This is a genomic window from Pannonibacter sp. CBAS1226, from assembly GCF_055685825.1.
Genome location: NZ_JBVOUO010000001.1, coordinates 553,750 through 571,570 on the forward strand (window position 1 = coordinate 553,750; position 17,821 = coordinate 571,570).

The window sequence follows — 17,821 nt, forward strand, 5'->3', positions numbered from 1 at the left end:
TGCTTCAGATCCCCGGGACAAGCCCGGGGATGACAGAAGTAAGGTCTTAGGCAAACGCAATTGAACGCCGGGGGCGGGCGAATGCCCGGCATCCGGCTCCTGACACTGATGACACACACCGGACCTTGAATCCGGACTGAAATGAGGACCATCTCAATGCTTGAGATCAAGAACCTGCACGCCCGCATCGCCGAAGACGGCACCGAGATCCTGCGCGGCATCGACCTGACCGTGAAGGCAGGTGAGATTCACGCCATCATGGGCCCGAACGGCTCCGGCAAGTCGACCCTGTCCTACATTCTGGCGGGCAAGGAAGACTATGAGGTCACCGAGGGCGAGATCCTGTTCAACGGCGAGAACCTGCTGGAGATGGAAGCCGACGAGCGTGCGGCTGCAGGTGTGTTCCTCGCCTTCCAGTATCCGATAGAGATTCCCGGCGTTGCCACGATGGAGTTCCTGAAGACCGCCCTCAACGCACAGCGCAAGGCGCGCGGCGAGGCCGAGCTGTCGGTTCCGGACTTCCTGAAGCTGGTCAAGGCCAGGGCGGCCGACCTCAACGTCACCATGGACATGCTGAAGCGTCCGCTCAACGTCGGATTCTCCGGCGGCGAGAAGAAGCGTTCGGAAATCCTGCAGATGGCCCTCTTGGAGCCCAAGCTCTGCGTGCTGGACGAGACGGACTCGGGCCTCGACATCGACGCCCTGCGCATCGTCTCGGAAGGCGTCAACAAGCTGCGCTCGCCGGAGCGGGCGATGATCGTCATCACCCACTACCAGCGCCTGCTCGACCATATCGTGCCGGATGTCGTCCACGTTCTGTCCAAGGGCAAGATCGTCAAGACCGGCGGCAAGGAACTGGCGCTTGAGCTGGAGAAGAACGGCTACGCCGATTACGTCGGCGCGGCGGCCTGAGCCACGGGGAGTGACCATGACTGCGAACCTGCGTGTCGTCTCGACACAGGCCGAAACCGATCTTGAGGCCCATTTTGCGGCGCTCAAGGACGGTGGCGCCGATCTGATCAGCCTGCGGGAAGCCGCCTTCGCCCGTTTCCGGGCGACCGGCCTGCCGCACCGGCGGATCGAGGAGTGGAAGTACACGGACCTGCGCGCCTTCCTGAAGAGCTACGTTGCCCCGGCAGCCGCGGCTTCCCTGGAGGCGGTCAAGGCTGCTCTCGCAGATGCCGAGACCTATGCGGAGCTGGAGCGCCTGCGCATCGTGCTCGCCAATGGCCGTCTTGTGGCCGAAGTGTCCGATCTGGCGAAGCTGGAAGCAGCTGGCGTTGAGGTTTCAAACTTCAATGATGCTGTGAAAAATTCTGCGCAAGCCCTTCTTTCCAATTCGGAAATCGCCGGAGTTAATCCGGCACTTGAACTCAATACGGCGCTGCTGCAGGGCGGCGTGGTGCTGAAGGTCAAGGCGGGCACGGCCGTGGACCTGCCGGTCGAAATCGTGCATCTGGCGCTTGGTGGCGCGGTCTATTCCCGCGTGCGGACCGAACTGGCCAAGGGCGCGAGCCTGACCCTGCTGGAGAGCTTCGTCACCGCCGGTGAGGATGCTGTCGTCAACGCCGTCTCCGATCAGGTGCTGGCCGATGAAGCTGCACTGACCGTAACCCGCCTGATCGTGGGCTCGGGCCGTGCGCCGCACATCTCCACCGCCTTCTCGCATCTTGGTGCGAAGGCCGAGCTGAAGACGCTCGGTTTCATCGCCGGGACCGACTTTGCCCGCAACCAGTCCTACGTCACCTTTGCCGGTGAGCACTCCACGGCCAAGCTCTACGGCGTGACCATGGTGCGCGGCCAGCAACTGGGCGACCAGACGCTGGTGGTGGACCACGCGGTGCCGAACTGCGAGAGCCGGGAATTCTTCAAGACGGTGATCGACGCCGGTGCGAAGGGCGTCTATCAGGGCAAGATCATCGTGCGGCCGCACGCCCAGAAGACGGACGGCCGGATGATGACGCAGGCGCTGCTCCTGTCCGAAGATGCCGAGATGGCCAACAAGCCGGAACTCGAAATCTTCGCTGATGACGTGCAGTGCGCCCACGGCGCGACGAGCGGCCAGATCGATGAAGACCTGCTGTTCTACCTGCGCGCCCGCGGCATTCCGGAGGCGGAAGCCCGCACCCTGCTGGTCCTCGCCTTCCTGTCGGAAGCCATCGAGGAATTCGGCAGCGAGAGCGTGACCGAGCTGCTGGAGACCCGCGTGCGGGAGTGGCTGGCTATCGCCGGCTGACCGTAAGCTGCTGTTGATTGGAGAGAATGATGACCGCCAGCCAGACTGCTGCTGCCCCTGCTACCGGCTATGACGTTGCCGCCGTGCGCCGTGATTTCCCGATCCTGTCGCGGGAAGTCTACGGCAAGCCGCTCGTCTATCTGGACAATGGCGCTTCGGCTCAAAAGCCGCAGGCGGTCATCGATGCCATGGTGAAGGCCTATTCGCAGGAATATGCCAACGTGCACCGGGGCCTGCATTTCCTCTCCAACACGGCGACGGAGAATTACGAAGCCGCGCGCGAGACCGTGCGCCGCTTCCTCAATGCGGGATCGGTGGACGAGATCGTCTTCACCCGCTCCACGACCGAGGCCATCAATCTCGTGTCCTACGGCCTTGGCCCGGATACGTTCGGCCCGGGCGATGAGATCGTGCTGTCGATCATGGAGCACCACTCCAACATCGTGCCCTGGCACTTCCACCGCGAGCGCAACGGCGCGGTGCTGAAGTGGGTCTATGTGCGCGAGGATGGCTCCTTCGATCTGGAGGCCTTCGAGGCGGCATTGAGCGAGCGCACCAAGCTCGTCGCCATCACCCAGATGTCCAACGTGCTGGGCACCGTGGTGCCGGTGAAGGACGTCTGCCGCATCGCCCACGCGCGCGGAATCAAGGTGCTGGTGGATGGCAGTCAGGCTGCCGTGCACATGCCCGTCGATGTGCGCGACATGGACTGCGACTACTATGTGCTGACCGGCCACAAGGTCTATGGTCCGACCGGCATTGGCGTGCTCTATGGCAAGCCGGAGGCGCTGGAGCGGCTGCGCCCGTTCTGCGGCGGCGGTGAGATGATCGCCGACGTGACCGAGGATATCGTTACCTATGCGAAGCCGCCGCACCGGTTTGAGGCAGGTACGCCGCCCATCGTGCAGGCGATCGGCCTTGCCGCTGCGCTTGACTACATGGACAGCCTCGGCCGCGAGAACATCGCCCGGCATGAGGCATCGCTGCTGGCCTATGCCACGGAGAAGCTCGCCGGTTTCAACTCCCTGCGCATCTTCGGCTCGGCGCCAGGCAAGGGCGCGATCATCTCCTTCGAGATGAAGGGCGCCCACGCGCATGACGTGGCCACCGTGCTGGACCGGGCAGGCGTCGCGGTACGTGCCGGCACCCATTGCGCCCAGCCGCTGCTGGCGCGCTATGGCGTCACCTCCACTTGCCGCGCCAGCTTCGGCCTTTATAACACCTTCGAGGAAGTGGACGCCCTTGCGGCCGCCCTGCAGAAGGCGCAGGACTTCTTTGCCTGAGGATCGACCCATGAACGACAGTCCCGCTCACGTTTCCGCTGAGCCGGAAACCGCCGCAGACACCAGCTCTTCCGCCATCCCGGCCGAGGAACTGGCGCGGATGACCGATGACATCATCGCGGCGCTGAAGACCGTCTATGACCCGGAAATCCCCTGTGACATCTACGAGCTTGGCCTCATCTACAAGGTCGATATCGAGGATGACCGCTCGGTGAAGGTGGACATGACTCTGACCGCGCCGGGCTGCCCGGTGGCCGGGGAAATGCCGGGCTGGGTGGAAAACGCCATCAGCGCTGTGCCCGGCATCGGCGCCGTGGACGTCAGCATGGTGTTTGACCCGCCGTGGACGCCGGACCGCATGTCCGAGGAAGCCCGCGTCGCGCTCAACTGGTATTGAGAGCGGGCAGGGGAGGCAGCCGGTTGGAAAGCTGAGCGGAATCCCCATATAATACCCACCGGTTTATTTGAAGGGGCATCTCCCCCACAAAGGAACAAGCCCATGGCACTGGCCCGCAAGATGCAGATCATGAAGGTGAGCCCGGCAGCCGCAGAGCGCGTGCGCGAGCTGGTGGACGGCGCCGATGAGCCCAAGGCCGGTCTGCGCATCAGCATCAAGAAGGGCGGTTGCGCCGGTATGGAATATGCCATGGCGCTGGTGGACGGCGTCCAGCCGGGCGATGATGTGATCGAGGCTGATGGCGCGAAGGTCTTCATCGATCCGGCGGCGGTGCTCTATCTGATCGGCAGCGAGATGGATTTCGAAACGACGAAATTCCGCTCCGGCTTCGTCTTCCGCAATCCCAATGAAGTGTCGTCCTGCGGCTGCGGCGAATCCGTATCGCTCAAGGCGGCCGATCCGGCTGCGCTTTCCGCCTGACACGTCTTTCGCCTGACACCTCCGCCAGAATCTTCAGAAGGCAGATCCATGAGTTTCTTTGCCCGCCTGCGTGAGGCCGCCGGTCCGGACTGGACGGCCTATGTCGAGCATTCCTTTGTCCGCCAGATGCAGGACGGCACGCTGCCGCAAGCCGCTTTCCGGCATTATCTGGTGCAGGACTATCTGTTCCTCATCCAGTTTGCCCGGGCCTATGCGCTGGCCATCTACAAGAGCCCGACGCTCGGCGACATGCGCCACGCGCTTGCCGGAGTGAAGGCCATTCTCGACATGGAGATGGATCTTCACGTCGAGCTCTGCGCCGGCTGGGGGCTTTCGCGCGAGGATCTGGAAAGGGCGCGGGAAGAGCGCCAGACCATGGCCTACACCCGCTTTGTCCTGGACGCGGGCGGGCAGGGGGATCTGCTGGATCTCCTCGTCGCGCTGGCCCCTTGCGTTCTGGGCTATGCCGAGATCGGCGCCAGGCTCGCAAAGACGCCGTCCGGCTCCGACCCGCAGAACCCTTATGCCCGCTGGATCAGTGAATACGCCAGTGAAGCCTATCAGGACGTCGCCGTCGGCTTTGCGGCCTGGATGGACCGTCTGGCGGCAGACTATGAGACACCGGCACGCAAGGCCCGGCTGGAGCATCTGTTCCGGCAGGCCAGCGTTCTGGAGGCTGATTTCTGGCAGATGGGGCTGGACGGGGCCTGAACGTGCCCGAACAGGGCGCGGTCCGCTAAGGGGTGTCAGGCGACGCGGCTGCCGTTCTGATGGGCCGCAAGCTCGTTGCTCTGCAGGCTGCGGACGGCATTGCGGCCGCTGTGCTTGGCGGCATAAAGTGCAGCATCGGCGCGGCCGATGATCATCTGGCTCGTATCACCGCCTTCATACAGACTGACGCCGATCGACAGGGTCAGGCGGCCGAGATTTTCACCCGTCGAGCGCTTCACCAGTTCCTTGCCCATGACGGCCTTGCGGATCTGCTCTGCCACCTCCATGGCATCGTCGATCTGCGCCTCGGGCAGGATAATGGCGAATTCCTCGCCACCGTAGCGGCAGGCAATGTCCTGACCCTTGATGCTCTGCTTCACGGCCAGAGACACGAGGCGCAGAACCTGATCGCCGGTCTGATGACCAAACCGGTCGTTGAAGCTCTTGAAGTGATCGATATCCGTCAGCAGCAGGGCAAAGCCTTCGCCGGTGCGTGAAGCCAGCTCGATCGCCCGGTCAATGGCAAGGTCGAAATGCCGCCGGTTGCTGAGCGTGGTCAGTTCATCGGTGAGGGATTCGTAGCGGATCGCCTCAAGGCTCTCCTTCAGCGAACGGATCTGCCGGTTCGATTCCAGCAGCTGACTCTCGAGATTGCGGTTGGCCGCAATGGCGGCATGGGTCGCCTTGACCATGGCCGAGGTCAAATCCCTCAGCCCTTCATCATTCAGCGCTTCATGCAGCTTGCCCAGAACATTGTCGAGGGCTCTCCCGAAGTCAGACGTCGCATCGGTGCTGATGCGGATCGCATCGACCAGGTCCTGCACTTCTTCGGCAACGCGTGTGCCCACCTCGTCAACCCGGTCACCAAGCCGGTTGGGAGACAGGAAGCGCGAATAGATCCGCTGCAGATCGTCGGCTGAGATCGAGCCCTTCGTCGCGATCAGATCGTTGATCGCGCGATTGAGGGCCTGGTTGAAACCGGCCGCATATGTATACCAGGTTTCGTAATTGCGCGGATGCGCAGGAATCACATTGCGTCGAATATACGAGAGCGCCGCTTCACCATAAGTGATGGTTCTCTTGAAATCCTCCGCATCTGCCATCCTGGCCCCCACCAAAAAAGAGCGCCACTTGCAAAGAGGCGCTTCGATATGTTGTAACACTAGTAGTATGTAATTTAACGCTGAGTTAAATTGCGCATAAATCTGGGGCGGTTGCCCTCCGTTCTACTGTATACAATGTTTCCGTTACGGCCAGAGATTGCCCTGTACGTTCCGGCTGCAGTTGGCGCAGGCTGCGTTGCCGCAGCAAAACGCCGCCGCACTGATCAGATGCGGCGGCGCTTCCACACCTGACTTCAGAACCTGGATCAGGACGCCTTTTTAGCGCGCGGATCCCGGAGCAGGAAAGCGGGAATGTGATCGCCGAGGCCGATAACCGGCTGGTCGTCATCCTGATGGCGGCCGCGGCGGTTGTTGCCACCGTTGCGGTCGCGCTGCGGCTGATTGCGGTTGCCGTCGCGGGGGTGCCGGTCGTTGCGCTCGCGGCCGGTGTCCTGCGGCTGTGCCTGCTGCGGGGCAATGCGCGGCTGCGGAGCATCTTCCGCCATCACGGCCGGCGCCGCATCCTGCACCTCGGCCGTCTCGCTCTTGCGCGGGCGGCGTGTCCGGGTGCGGGCGGGTGCCTTGGCCTCAGCAACCTCTGCAGCTTCCTCGCGCGGGCTTTCGTCCGGCGCAGCCTCCTGGGTGCGGCTGCCGCCGCGGGGGCGGCGGGCAGGGCGCTCGGCTTTGGCACCGCCGGAGCGGGCGGCCTTGCGGCGCTCCTTGCGCTCGGCAATGGCAGCTTCAAAGTCCAGCGGCTCGCCCAGCCAGTCGATGCTCTTGCCGATCACCTTCTCGATGGCGCCCAGATACTTCTGGTCGTCGCCGTCAACCAGCGTATAGGCAACGCCGAGGCGTCCGGCGCGGCCCGTGCGGCCAATGCGGTGGACATAGTCTTCCGCATGGATCGGCACGTCGAAATTGAACACGTGGCTCACATCCGGAATGTCGAGACCACGGGCAGCCACGTCGCTGGCGACGAGCAGCTTCAGGTTCCCCTTGCGGAAATTGTCCAGCATGGTCATGCGGGTGCGCTGGTCCATGTCGCCATGCAGCGCGCCGACATTGAAGCCATGCCGCTCCAGCGAGCGGAACAGGGTGGCCACGTCAACCTTGCGGTTGCAGAAGACGATGGCGTTCTGCAGGTCTTCGGCCTGGGCGAGAAGATCGCGCAGGGTCTGGCGCTTCTCATAGTCTTCGCCGCCGGTCGCCACCAGATGCTGGGTGATGGTCGAGGACGTGGAGGAGCGTGTCGAAACTTCAACCTTGGCCGGGTTCTGCAGGAAGGTTTCCGTCAGGCGCTGGATTTCCGGCGGCATGGTGGCCGAGAAGAACAGGGTCTGGCGGGTGAAGGGGATCAGCTTGCAGATCCGCTCGATGTCCGGGATGAAGCCCATGTCGAGCATGCGGTCGGCTTCGTCGATCACGAGGATCTCGACGCCCTGCAGCAGCAGCTTGCCGCGCTCGACGTGATCCAGCAGACGGCCCGGTGTGGCGATCAGAACGTCGGCGCCGCGGTCAATCTTCTTGTCCTGCTCGCCGAAGGAAACACCACCGATCAGCAGGGCGACATTCAGCTTGTGGTTGACGCCATACCGCTCGAAATTCTCCTGAACCTGCGCCGCGAGTTCGCGCGTCGGTTCAAGGATCAGGGTGCGGGGCATACGTGCGCGGGCGCGGCCCTTTTCAAGAAGGGTGAGCATCGGCAGCGTGAAAGAGGCCGTCTTGCCGGTGCCGGTCTGGGCGATGCCCAGAACATCGCGCCGCTCCAGCACGTGGGGAATGGCGCCCTTCTGGATGGCGGTCGGTTCGTTGTAACCGGCAGCCGTAACCGCCTGAAGTACTTTCTCGCTGAGGCCGAGAGTGTCAAATGACATTGAGAACGAGGTCCGATTCTGGGTCGCTGTAGCTGGACGGACCCAAGCTCTGCCCGGGTCCGGAATTGGCGCCACCCTACAGTTAAAGGCCCTCTTGTCAATGTTTTCCTGAGGTTTTGACCCTGAAACGGCCCTGTTAATGCTAACAGCCGCCAGTTGGGAGCAAATCAGCAGGCACGCGGGCGCCTGCCTCTCATCGCAAATGCCGCAGCTTGACTTCGCCGTTAGCTTGAAACGGGCGCTTCACGCTCAGATGTCGAGGTCATGCGCGAATTCGGCGCGGTCCTGGATGAAGCGGAAGCGGGCTTCCGGCTTGTTGCCCATCAGCTGTTCGACGGTGTCGCTGGTGCCGGCTTCGTCGCCCGCCACCACCTGCACCTTCAGCAGGGTGCGCTTGGAGGGATCCATGGTGGTTTCCTTCAGCTGACCCGGCAGCATTTCGCCAAGGCCCTTGAAGCGGCCGATCTCGACCTTGCTCTTGCCCTTGAAGACGGTGGCCATCAGCTCGTCCTTATGCTCGTCCGTGCGGGCATAGATGGTCTTGCCGCCCTGCGTCAGGCGGTAGAGCGGCGGCACGGCGAGATAGAGGTGGCCGTTGTGGATCAGCTCCGGCATCTCGCGGTAGAAGAAGGTGATCAGCAGCGAGGCGATATGCGCACCGTCCACGTCGGCGTCGGTCATGATGATGACCTTCTCGTAGCGCAGGTCCGCATCCTTGTAGTGGGTGCGGGTGCCGCAGCCGAGCGCCTGGATCAGGTCCGCCAGCTGCTGGTTGGCGACCAGCTTGTCGCGCCCGGCATTGGCAACGTTCAGGATCTTGCCGCGCAGGGGCAACACGGCCTGATTGTTGCGGTTGCGGGCCTGTTTGGCGGAGCCGCCGGCCGAGTCACCCTCGACGATGAACAGCTCCGTGCCTTCCGACTGGTTGGCCGAACAATCCGCCAGCTTGCCCGGCAGGCGCAGCTTGCGCACGGCGGTCTTGCGGGCCACGTCCTTTTCCTGGCGGCGGCGCAGGCGTTCTTCTGCCCGGTCGATCACCCATTCCAGCAGCTTGTTGGCCTGGGTGGGGGAGGCGGTCAGCCAGTGGTCGAAGGCATCGCGCAGGGCATTTTCGGTGATGCGCGTTGCCTCGTTGGTGGCCAGCTTGTCCTTGGTCTGGCCGACAAACTCCGGCTCGCGGATGAAGACCGACAGCATGCCGGCGGCCGAGGTCATGATGTCTTCCGAGGTGAGGATCGCGGCCTTCTTGTTGCCGACGAGATCCGCATAGGCCTTGAGGCCGCGCAGCAGTGCATAGCGCAGGCCCGCCTCATGCGTGCCGCCCTCCGGTGTCGTCACCGTGTTGCAGTAGGAAGACAGGAACCCGTCGCCCGCAAACCAGGTGACGGCCCATTCCACCGCGCCGTGCTTGCCGGGCTGGCCCAGCTTGCCGGCGAAGATGTCGTCGATGACCTTGCGCTCCTTGCCCAGCTTTTCGGAAAGGAAGTCCTTCAGGCCGCCGGGGAAGTGGAACACGGCTTCGGCCGGTGTCTTGTCCTTCTCGTCCAGCAGGGCAGGGTCGCAATGCCAGCGGATTTCGACGCCGCCGAACAGATAGGCCTTGGAGCGGGCCATGCGCAAAAGGCGCGCCGGTTCGAACTTTGCTTCCTTGCCGAAGATCTGCCAGTCGGGCTTGAAACGCACCAGCGTGCCGCGCCGGTTCTGCACGTCGCCGACGAGTTCCAGCGGCCCCACGGGCTTGCCGCGCTGGAAGACCTGACGGTAGAGCTTGCGCGCGCGCGCCACCTCGACCACCATTTCCTCCGACAGGGCATTCACCACCGAGGAGCCCACGCCGTGCAGGCCGCCCGAGGCCTCGTAGACCTTGCTGTCGAACTTGCCGCCCGCATGCAGCGTCGTCATGATGATTTCGAGCGCGGACTTGTCCTTGAACTTCGGATGCGGATCGACCGGAATGCCGCGGCCATTGTCCGTGATGGTGATATAGCCATCGGCGCCAACGGCAACGTCGATCCAGGTGGCATGGCCTGCGACGGCCTCATCCATCGAGTTGTCGATGATTTCGGCAAAGAGGTGATGCAGCGCCTTTTCATCGGTGCCGCCGATATACATGCCGGGACGGCGCCGCACCGGCTCAAGGCCTTCCAGCACCTCGATGTCGGCTGCCGTATAGTCCTCACCGGCTGCGGAACTGCGCTGCGGTGCGGGGCTTGCCGCTTCAGCCGGTGCTGTTGCGGCCGCTAGGACGGCGGGCGCGGGCGCAAGGGCTGCTTTGCTGGCCGCCTTGGGGGCTGCCTTTGCGGGCGCACTCCCTGCCGCTGCTGCTGATCCTGCGAAGAGATCCTCGTCTGCGCTCATGCCGTTTCCATGTTCCATAGTCTGTGGGGCAGGCCCTTGCGTGTGACGCAAATGGCCGTGCCGTATGTCCGGTTCCCGTTGCCGGAGCCCGATTCGCTGCTGCCCGATTCGGCGCGATTGTCTCAGCCGCCAGCCTGCGGCGAAAGGGGAAAGCCCCGGAACCGCGCGGATTTCCAACGAAACGGCGCTTTTGAACGGTCTGGACAACCGAATGTCAACCGCTTTCATCCAGTGTGAGTGCAAGGGCCGTCCGGCCCCGCGCCAGTCCCTGCCATGAAGCAGCAAGAGGAGCTGTGCAGCCGTGAATGGTTGCCCGGCTTGCTTTTTGGAAGGTGTTCTGGCGGCAGGACGCGGCAGAAACCTTGAGCTTTGCGGCGCTCAGGGTGGCGGGATTGAATAAAAAACAGACGCGAGTCTGTGGCGCCGCCGCAACAGTCAGACGCGATGTGATGCGCTATGACTTGTGGCGCCGGAATTGCCGCCGTTCAGCCACGATTGGGCTTCAACCCTTTGTGGCATGGAAGGGCAGAATGATCTTCAGCAAATTGCCGCCGCCCCCTTGGGGGAATGAGTGGCAGGCATGAAGAGCGAGGCAGTCAAGCGGGCATACGCATCAGTGTGTATGCCATTGGATCAGGGGTTTGGTGTGCGCGTTATCTTTGCGTTGAACAGGACAGGGAATGACGGGATGACATCCCGAGTCTGTCTTTACAGCGGTGAAACGCATTCCTCTTTCTTCGGTTCCATCTCCCGCAGATTTTTTTCGCATGGTGCCGTAGCTGCCAGCTCAAATACCGGCGGCCGGAGCGCTGCTGGCCCAAATGCTGCCGGAATGCCGGGGTATTTTTCTCTCCATCGAATTCACACAGGGCCAGCGCCGCACGGCGCCACGGGCATGGCGGTCAGGCTGGCTGCCAGCCGCGCTGCAGCTTTGGCCGGAAAAGGTGCGCCAGTCCGCACCAAGGTGAGATCCAGAGTCATGCGTATCTTGCGGAATCTCGTCCAGATAGCCGGTCTGCAGCTCATGCTGCTGGTGCCTGCTCATGCCTTTGACGGAACACCGGCCAGCAACGAGCAGATCACGCCGGAGCGCATGACTGCGAGCGAGGCGCTGCGCCTTGGCGCTAGGAAATACTATTCCGGCGACAAGCAGGCAGCGCTTGATTCCCTGCGCTACGCGGCCGAGAACGGCCAGCCGATGGCTGCCTGGAAGCTGGGCCAGATGTATGCGGCCGGTGACGGCGTTGCCGAGGACGACTACAAGGCTTTCGAGTATTACAATCAGGTCGTCAGCCTCTATGGCGACGAAAGCCCCACCTCTCCGCAGGCACCTTTCGTCTCCAGCGCCTTCGTGGCGCTTGGCAAATACTACATGACCGGCATCAAGAATACGCAGGTCAAGGCCAATCCGGCCCGTGCCCGCCAGATCTTCACCCACGCCGCCTCGTATTTCGGCGATGCGGAGGCCCAGTATGAGCTGGGGCAGATCTACCGCGAGAACAATGATCTGATGGCCGTGCGCTGGTTCAACCTTGCGGCCCTCAAGGGGCACATCGGGGCGCAGGCGCTTCTGGGCGAGACCCTGTTCAACCTGGCCGACTCGCTGGAAAACCGCGAACGCGGGCTGATGTGGATGACCATTGCCCGCGCCCATGCGGCTGAAGAAGGCGTTGGCGATCTGGGCTGGGTCGTCGACATGCAGGAGCGGTATTTCTCGCTGGCAAGTGAGGATATCCGCCGCTCCGCCGCCCGCCGTGCCGATGCCTGGATGGCCAAGCATGAGCCGATGCGCGCGCCTTCTGCCGAAGCGCTCAGCGCATCGACGCTGCGGTAACATCTCTTTGCATCACGTGGAAATTGACGCCTGTGGCCTGCGCCGCAGGCGTTTTGCCATTCCGCGCCGCAGGCGTTTTGCTATTCAGCCACGGGAAGGGCATCCGACGCATCACGCCTTGAAAATGCTCAGACGCCGCACGGGCTTGACCAACTTCCGATGAGTCAAGTTCATTCGAAGTTGGCATAAGCCAGATCCGTGGGCTCGCCGGGTTCAGGCGCCGGGGCTTCAACCGAAGGGCAGGGGGCCTTGCTCACGTCCCAGGAGGTCACGTTCTGTGACATCACGCATTGGGCGATGACGCCGCGCAGGCAAATCACATCGCCCACGTGATAGTCCTGACTGTTGGCCTTGCAGATGCAGTTGACCTTCGGCTTCTCGCCGGCCCCCGCAGGAGCCGGGAGAGTTGCCGTGATCAGGGCGGGGATCAGTGCCGATAGCAGAGCCCCGGGGATCAGGCGCAAGGTCTTCATGGCTTGAGCGTAGCACGGGAGGCGCGGTCTTCAAGCCGCAAGGGCACTGATTACGGTAATCTCACCCGGATGGCGACGGCTCACCAGCCGTTTACACGCGGCCACCAGCCCGTCACGGCGCCGTTTTCGATCATGTGGTAGCCGTCATAGGCCGTCGCCGTCATGCAGGCGTGGCTGGGCAGAACCCGGAGCCGCGAGCCGGCCGGATAGGCCGAAAGATCCACCGGCGAGCCGTCGAGGCTCGTCACATATCAGGCGGCGAGGTCGACCCAGACCGGCACATGGTCGGAGGGCTTTTCCCAGCCGCGCACATGGGCGTCGATGCCGCAGCCGCGCATCAGGTCGCTTGCCTGCGGCGACAGCAGGATGTGGTCGATGCGGATGCCGTTGTTCCGCTGCCAGGCGCCTGCCTGATAATCCCAGAAAGTGTAGGTTTCGGCGGCATCCGTCGAGGCGCGCACGGCTTCGGTGAAGCCGAGATTGAGAAGGCTGCGGAAGCGGCTGCGGCTCTCGGGCTGGAACAGGGCATCGCCCAGCCAGTCCTGCGGATTGCGCGCATCCTTCGGCTCGGGGATGACGTTGTAGTCGCCCAGCAGCAGGAAGGGCGTCTCTTCGGCAAGGCGCGTGCGGGCATGGGCGATCAGCCGGTCCATCCAGCGCAGCTTGTAGGGGAATTTTTCCGTGCCCAGCGGGTTGCCGTTGGGAAGGTAAAGGCAGCCGACGCGCAGCGCCCCGCCGTCTGTCGAAACGGTTGCCTCGATGTAGCGGGCCTGCTCGTCGCTGTCATCGCCCGGCAGGCCGCGCTGGATGTCCTCCAGCGGCTGGCGGGAGAGGATCGCAACACCGTTGAAGCCCTTCTGCCCGTGGGTGGCGACGTGATAGCCCAGTTCCTCGAAAGGCGCAGAGGGGAAGGCCTCGTCCACCGACTTGATTTCCTGGAAGCAGGCAATGTCCGGCTTTGCCTCGGCAAGCCACTGCAGCGCCGTGTCGATGCGGGCCTTGACCCCGTTGATGTTCCAGGTGGCGATCTTCATCCCCGCAGCCCGTCCTTCTGCCGATCTCATGTTTTCCGGCTGACAGTGTTAGCAGGCACGTGGGGGGATGGCCAGAGAGGGGGACTGGCAGCAGGTGGATTGCAAGGAAATGCTGGCGCGACGGCGCGACGGGGCGACTTGCCTTGCTCCAGCTCTTCCATCGTCATCCCGGCCGAAGCGAAGCGGAGAGCCGGGACCGGTGAGCCAAGGCCTTCCGGATATGGTTCGCGGCACAAACAACAACTGCCCCGGCTCACCGGTCCCGGATCGCGCGGCGCGCGTCCGGGATGACGATGGGGAGGGATTGCGGACGAGTGGCGTAGAGCCTTGCTGCGTTACGCCGGACTGCGCCTCAGATCGTAAAGCTCGTGCCGCAGCCGCAGCCGGCGACGGCGTTGGGATTGCGGATCTGGAAGGACTGGCCCATCAGATCGTCGATGAAGTCGATTTCCGAGCCTTCCATGTACTGGAGCGACACCGAATCGACCAGAACCGTGGCGCCGTCGCGCTCGATGACCAGGTCATCCTCCTCGCGGGCGGTAACCACGTCATACTTGTACTGAAGGCCCGAGCAGCCGCCGCCTTCGACGCTGACGCGCAGCATGGAGCCGGGCGTTTCGCCGGAGAGAATCTTTGCAACACGGCGGGCGGCGCGGGCGCTCAGGGTGACCGGGGTGGCGGCTTCCAGGGTGTCTGTGCTCATGAAATCGGCTTCCCTTGGGGTGCGGCGCTGGATTTCTGCAGGAAAATGGCCATATCCAGCCATTCACAGGGTGTCATCACAGTTGCGCCTTGTCTTGACTAATAGGTATGTACGCATTGGGCCTGCGTCAATTGCAGAAGCGCAAGGTCAGGAATGCCGTCCGGTACGGTCTGCTTGCAGGTGGGGTGATTTGAATGACAGTAGCGAGCCTTGGTTATGGGGCGCAGGCACGGGCCGTCTATGCACAGGACCCGGCACAGACGCAGGGGCGTCTTCACCCCGAGCCGGCGAGCCCGACGCGCACGCCCTTCCAGCGCGACCGGGACCGCATCATCCATTCCACCGCCTTCCGCCGCCTGAAGCACAAGACGCAGGTTTTCGTCTATCACGAGGGCGATCACTACCGCACGCGTCTGACCCACACGATCGAGGTGTCGCAGATCGCCCGTGCGCTCGCCCGCGCTCTGCGGCTCGATGAGGATCTGGCCGAGTGCCTGGCGCTCGCCCATGACCTCGGCCACACGCCCTTCGGACATGAGGGCGAGGATGTCATGCATGAGTGCATGGCCCCTTACGGCGGCTTTGACCACAATGCCCAGTCGCTGCGCGTCGTCACCTCGCTGGAGCACCGCTACGCCGAATGGGACGGGCTGAACCTCAGCTGGGAAACGCTGGAAGGCCTTGTGAAGCACAATGGCCCGCTGGTGGATGCCTCCGGCGCGCCCCTCGGCAAGTTCAAGGACAGCGTGCTGCCCTTCGCCATCCGCACCTATTCGGACAAGCAGGATCTGCGCCTCGACAGCTGGCCAAGCGCAGAGGCGCAGGCCGCCGCCATTGCCGATGACATTGCCTATGACGCCCACGATCTGGATGACGGGCTGCGGGCGCGGCTGTTCAACATTCAGGACATCGCCGAAGTGCCGTTCCTGGCGGATATTCTGCAGGAAGTCGATAGCCGCTATCCGGGGCTGGACGAGCCGCGGCGTATCCATGAGATCGTCCGCCGCCAGATCACCCGCATGGTGGAAGACGTGATCCGCGAGGGCATCCGCCGCCTGCGCGAGCTGCAGCCGAAAAGCGCCGAGGACATCCGCAGGGCAGGGCATGCGGTGGTGGACTTCTCCGCCGAAATGAGCAAAGCCGAGAAGGAAGTGAAGCGCTTCCTCTTTGCCCGCATGTACCGGCATCCGGATGTGCTGTCGGTGCGCAAGCTGGTGGCGCGGATCACGCGCGAGCTCTTTGCCCATTACATGGCCACACCGGCCGACATGCCGCGCGAATGGGCGGCTGGGGCTGCTGACCTTGCACCGGAAGCGAGGGCGCGGCGCGTGTGCGACTTCATCGCCGGCATGACCGACCGCTATGCCATCGAGGAACACCGCCGCCTGTTTGACGATACACCGGATTTGGGCTAGGCCCGCCGCCAGACATGCCCCAGGGTGAAACCGGGGCGCTCAAGCCATTCCTTTTCAAGACAAGCCAGATTGGCCATACGATGAACATCTTTGCTGAATTCACCACCCGGGTGCAGGCTGCCGTAAAGGCGCTCGATCTTCCCAGCCCCTTGAGCGATCAGGATCTTGCCCGCATCACCGTGGAAAGCCCGCGCGATCCGGCCCATGGCGACCTTGCCACCAACGCGGCCATGGTTCTGTCCAAGCCGCTCGGCATGAAGCCGCGCGATCTGGCCGACCAGATTTCCGCAGCTCTTGCCAAGGATGCCGAAGTTGCAGAGGTCAGCGTTGCCGGTCCCGGCTTCATCAACCTGCGCGTCAAGCCCGTGGTGTGGCAGCGGATCCTGAAGGCTGTCGTCAGCGGCGGCCTTGACTTCGGCCGCTCCGCACTGGGCGGCGGCGCCAAGGTCAACGTGGAGTATGTTTCGGCCAACCCGACGGGCCCGATGCATGTGGGCCATACGCGCGGCGCGGTCTTCGGCGATGCGCTGGCCAACCTGCTGGCCTATGCCGGTTATGAAGTGACCCGCGAATACTACATCAACGACGCAGGCTCGCAGATCGACACGCTCGCCCGCAGCGCCTTCCTGCGCTACCGCGAGGCTCTGGGCGAGGACATCGGCGAGATTCCGGCTGGCCTCTATCCGGGCGACTATCTGAAGCCGGTGGGCGAGGAACTGGCCAAGGCCCATGGCAAGACGCTGCTGGAGATGGGAGAGGAGGCGGCTCTGCCCATCGTCAAGGAAGCAGCGATTTCGGGCATGATGGAGCTGATCCGGGGGGATCTGAAGCTCCTCAACGTGCATCACGATGTGTTCTTCTCCGAGCGCACCCTGCATGAGCGCAACGAAGGCGGAGAATCGCCCATCGACCGGATGCTGGACGTGCTGCGCGGCCGTGATCTCGTCTATGAGGGCACCCTGCCGCCGCCGAAAGGCCAGTTGCCGGAAGACTGGGAAGACCGCGAGCAGACCCTGTTCCGCGCCACCGGTTTTGGCGATGACATCGACCGTCCGCTGAAGAAGTCCGACGGCTCCTACACCTATTTCGCCGCAGACGTTGCCTATTTCCTGTCGAAATACGAGCGCGGCTTCAAGGAGATGGTCTATGTGCTGGGCGCCGACCACGGCGGCTATGTGAAGCGTCTGGAGGCGGTCGGCAAGGCCATCTCCGGCGGCTCGTCCGAGGTGATCGTGCGCCTGTGCCAGCTGGTGAAGCTGTTCCGGGCGGGCGAGCCCGTGCGCATGTCCAAGCGTGCCGGCGATTTCGTCACCCTGCGCGATGTGGTGGAGGAAGTGGGCCGCGATCCGGTGCGCTTCATGATGCTGTTCCGCAAGAATGACGCGCCGCTTGACTTCGATTTCCAGAAGGTGACGGAGCAGTCGAAGGACAATCCCGTCTTCTACGTGCAGTATGGCCATGCCCGCTGCTGCTCGGTGCTGCGCCAGGCGGCTGAGGAGATGAAGGGGCAGGATCTGTCGGACGCTGCGCTGGCCGCGGTGAGCTACGAAGGCCTGAGTGATTCTGGCGAACTGGAGCTGATCGGCAAGCTTGCGATGTGGCCGAAGATGGTCGACGCCGCCGCCGAGGCGCATGAGCCGCACAGAATCGCGTTTTTCCTGCACGATCTGGCAAGTTCCTTGCATGCGCACTGGAACCGTGGCAAGGAAATGCCGCAATTACGTTTTATTAACCCTGAAAATACAGAGTTGACTCTCGCGCGTCTTGCTCTTGTGAGGGCAGTATCTTTGGTTCTTGCTTCTGGGCTTGCAATTCTTGGAGTCGACGCCCCCCAGGAAATGCGCTGAGGCAGGAGAGCGTGTCCGGCCGGGTGATCCCGGATAGCCAGTTGGCCTGGCCGGATGCCATCGGTGGAACGCA

General features: G+C 63.3%; 17 protein-coding genes. 10 read left to right on the forward strand and 7 right to left on the reverse strand.

The features are described from left to right. Nucleotides 1–156 precede the first annotated feature (156 nt). The 6 genes from sufC (at nt 157) to tenA (ending at nt 5,107) form a co-directional block, all read left to right on the forward strand. Nucleotides 157–912: a Fe-S cluster assembly ATPase SufC gene (gene sufC / locus AC0CMF_RS02500; protein WP_050475200.1), complete on the forward strand. Its 756-nt coding sequence runs from the start codon at nt 157–159 to the stop codon at nt 910–912. 16 nt (nt 913–928) lie between these two features. Continuing rightward, nucleotides 929–2,236 carry a Fe-S cluster assembly protein SufD gene (gene sufD / locus AC0CMF_RS02505; protein WP_374630686.1) on the forward strand — a complete coding sequence of 436 codons (1,308 nt, stop codon included), beginning with the start codon at nt 929–931 and terminating at the stop codon, nt 2,234–2,236. A 26-nt stretch (nt 2,237–2,262) separates the two neighbouring features. Next, the gene (locus AC0CMF_RS02510; protein ID WP_082676048.1) at nt 2,263–3,519 is read left to right on the forward strand and encodes a cysteine desulfurase; all 1,257 of its coding nucleotides are present in this window, start codon (nt 2,263–2,265) and stop codon (nt 3,517–3,519) included. Nucleotides 3,520–3,529: 10 nt separating this feature from the next. Further along, nucleotides 3,530–3,916 carry an SUF system Fe-S cluster assembly protein gene (locus AC0CMF_RS02515; RefSeq protein ID WP_050475198.1) on the forward strand — a complete coding sequence of 129 codons (387 nt, stop codon included), beginning with the start codon at nt 3,530–3,532 and terminating at the stop codon, nt 3,914–3,916. 102 nt (nt 3,917–4,018) lie between these two features. Next, entirely contained in the window at nt 4,019–4,396 is a 378-nt protein-coding gene (locus AC0CMF_RS02520; protein WP_174235467.1) for a HesB/IscA family protein, read from the forward strand. Between the two features lie 48 nt (nt 4,397–4,444). Beyond that, nucleotides 4,445–5,107, forward strand: a complete 663-nt coding sequence (tenA, locus tag AC0CMF_RS02525; RefSeq protein WP_123194372.1) for a thiaminase II — start codon at nt 4,445–4,447, stop codon at nt 5,105–5,107. A gap of 35 nt (nt 5,108–5,142) precedes the next feature. On the opposite strand, the gene AC0CMF_RS02530 is transcribed toward tenA, so the two are convergent. From AC0CMF_RS02530 to parE, 3 genes are all read right to left on the reverse strand, one after another. Further along, the gene (locus AC0CMF_RS02530) at nt 5,143–6,210 is read right to left on the reverse strand and encodes a GGDEF domain-containing protein (RefSeq protein ID WP_050475196.1); all 1,068 of its coding nucleotides are present in this window, start codon (nt 6,208–6,210) and stop codon (nt 5,143–5,145) included. Nucleotides 6,211–6,476: 266 nt separating this feature from the next. After that, nucleotides 6,477–8,084 carry a DEAD/DEAH box helicase gene (locus AC0CMF_RS02535; RefSeq protein ID WP_123194371.1) on the reverse strand — a complete coding sequence of 536 codons (1,608 nt, stop codon included), beginning with the start codon at nt 8,082–8,084 and terminating at the stop codon, nt 6,477–6,479. Nucleotides 8,085–8,333: 249 nt separating this feature from the next. Next, nucleotides 8,334–10,442 carry a DNA topoisomerase IV subunit B gene (parE, locus tag AC0CMF_RS02540; protein WP_058900830.1) on the reverse strand — a complete coding sequence of 703 codons (2,109 nt, stop codon included), beginning with the start codon at nt 10,440–10,442 and terminating at the stop codon, nt 8,334–8,336. 305 nt (nt 10,443–10,747) lie between these two features. On the opposite strand from parE, the gene AC0CMF_RS02545 reads away from it, so the two are divergent. Both AC0CMF_RS02545 and AC0CMF_RS02550 read left to right on the forward strand, forming a co-directional pair. Then, the gene (locus tag AC0CMF_RS02545) at nt 10,748–11,026 is read left to right on the forward strand and encodes a hypothetical protein (protein ID WP_374630681.1); all 279 of its coding nucleotides are present in this window, start codon (nt 10,748–10,750) and stop codon (nt 11,024–11,026) included. 395 nt (nt 11,027–11,421) lie between these two features. Further along, nucleotides 11,422–12,276: a tetratricopeptide repeat protein gene (locus AC0CMF_RS02550; protein WP_082206155.1), complete on the forward strand. Its 855-nt coding sequence runs from the start codon at nt 11,422–11,424 to the stop codon at nt 12,274–12,276. 170 nt (nt 12,277–12,446) lie between these two features. Here the strand turns inward: AC0CMF_RS02550 and AC0CMF_RS02555 are convergent, their stop codons facing one another. From AC0CMF_RS02555 to erpA, 4 genes are all read right to left on the reverse strand, one after another. Further along, nucleotides 12,447–12,749 (reverse strand): hypothetical protein, encoded by a 303-nt coding sequence (locus AC0CMF_RS02555; RefSeq protein WP_374630679.1) that lies wholly within the window; start codon nt 12,747–12,749, stop codon nt 12,447–12,449. Nucleotides 12,750–12,829: 80 nt separating this feature from the next. Further along, nucleotides 12,830–12,997, reverse strand: coding sequence for a hypothetical protein (locus AC0CMF_RS02560; RefSeq protein ID WP_374630677.1), 168 nt, complete (start codon nt 12,995–12,997; stop codon nt 12,830–12,832). Between the two features lie 3 nt (nt 12,998–13,000). Then, nucleotides 13,001–13,783, reverse strand: a complete 783-nt coding sequence (gene xth, locus AC0CMF_RS02565; protein WP_374630675.1) for an exodeoxyribonuclease III — start codon at nt 13,781–13,783, stop codon at nt 13,001–13,003. 352 nt (nt 13,784–14,135) lie between these two features. Continuing rightward, the gene (erpA, locus tag AC0CMF_RS02570) at nt 14,136–14,486 is read right to left on the reverse strand and encodes an iron-sulfur cluster insertion protein ErpA (protein WP_026355957.1); all 351 of its coding nucleotides are present in this window, start codon (nt 14,484–14,486) and stop codon (nt 14,136–14,138) included. A 194-nt stretch (nt 14,487–14,680) separates the two neighbouring features. Between erpA and AC0CMF_RS02575 the strand changes: the two genes are divergently transcribed. Together AC0CMF_RS02575 and argS are read left to right on the forward strand one after the other, a co-directional pair. Continuing rightward, nucleotides 14,681–15,901 carry a deoxyguanosinetriphosphate triphosphohydrolase gene (locus AC0CMF_RS02575; RefSeq protein WP_374630673.1) on the forward strand — a complete coding sequence of 407 codons (1,221 nt, stop codon included), beginning with the start codon at nt 14,681–14,683 and terminating at the stop codon, nt 15,899–15,901. Nucleotides 15,902–15,981: 80 nt separating this feature from the next. After that, nucleotides 15,982–17,748, forward strand: coding sequence for an arginine--tRNA ligase (argS, locus tag AC0CMF_RS02580; RefSeq protein ID WP_374630671.1), 1,767 nt, complete (start codon nt 15,982–15,984; stop codon nt 17,746–17,748). Nucleotides 17,749–17,821: the final 73 nt, after the last annotated feature.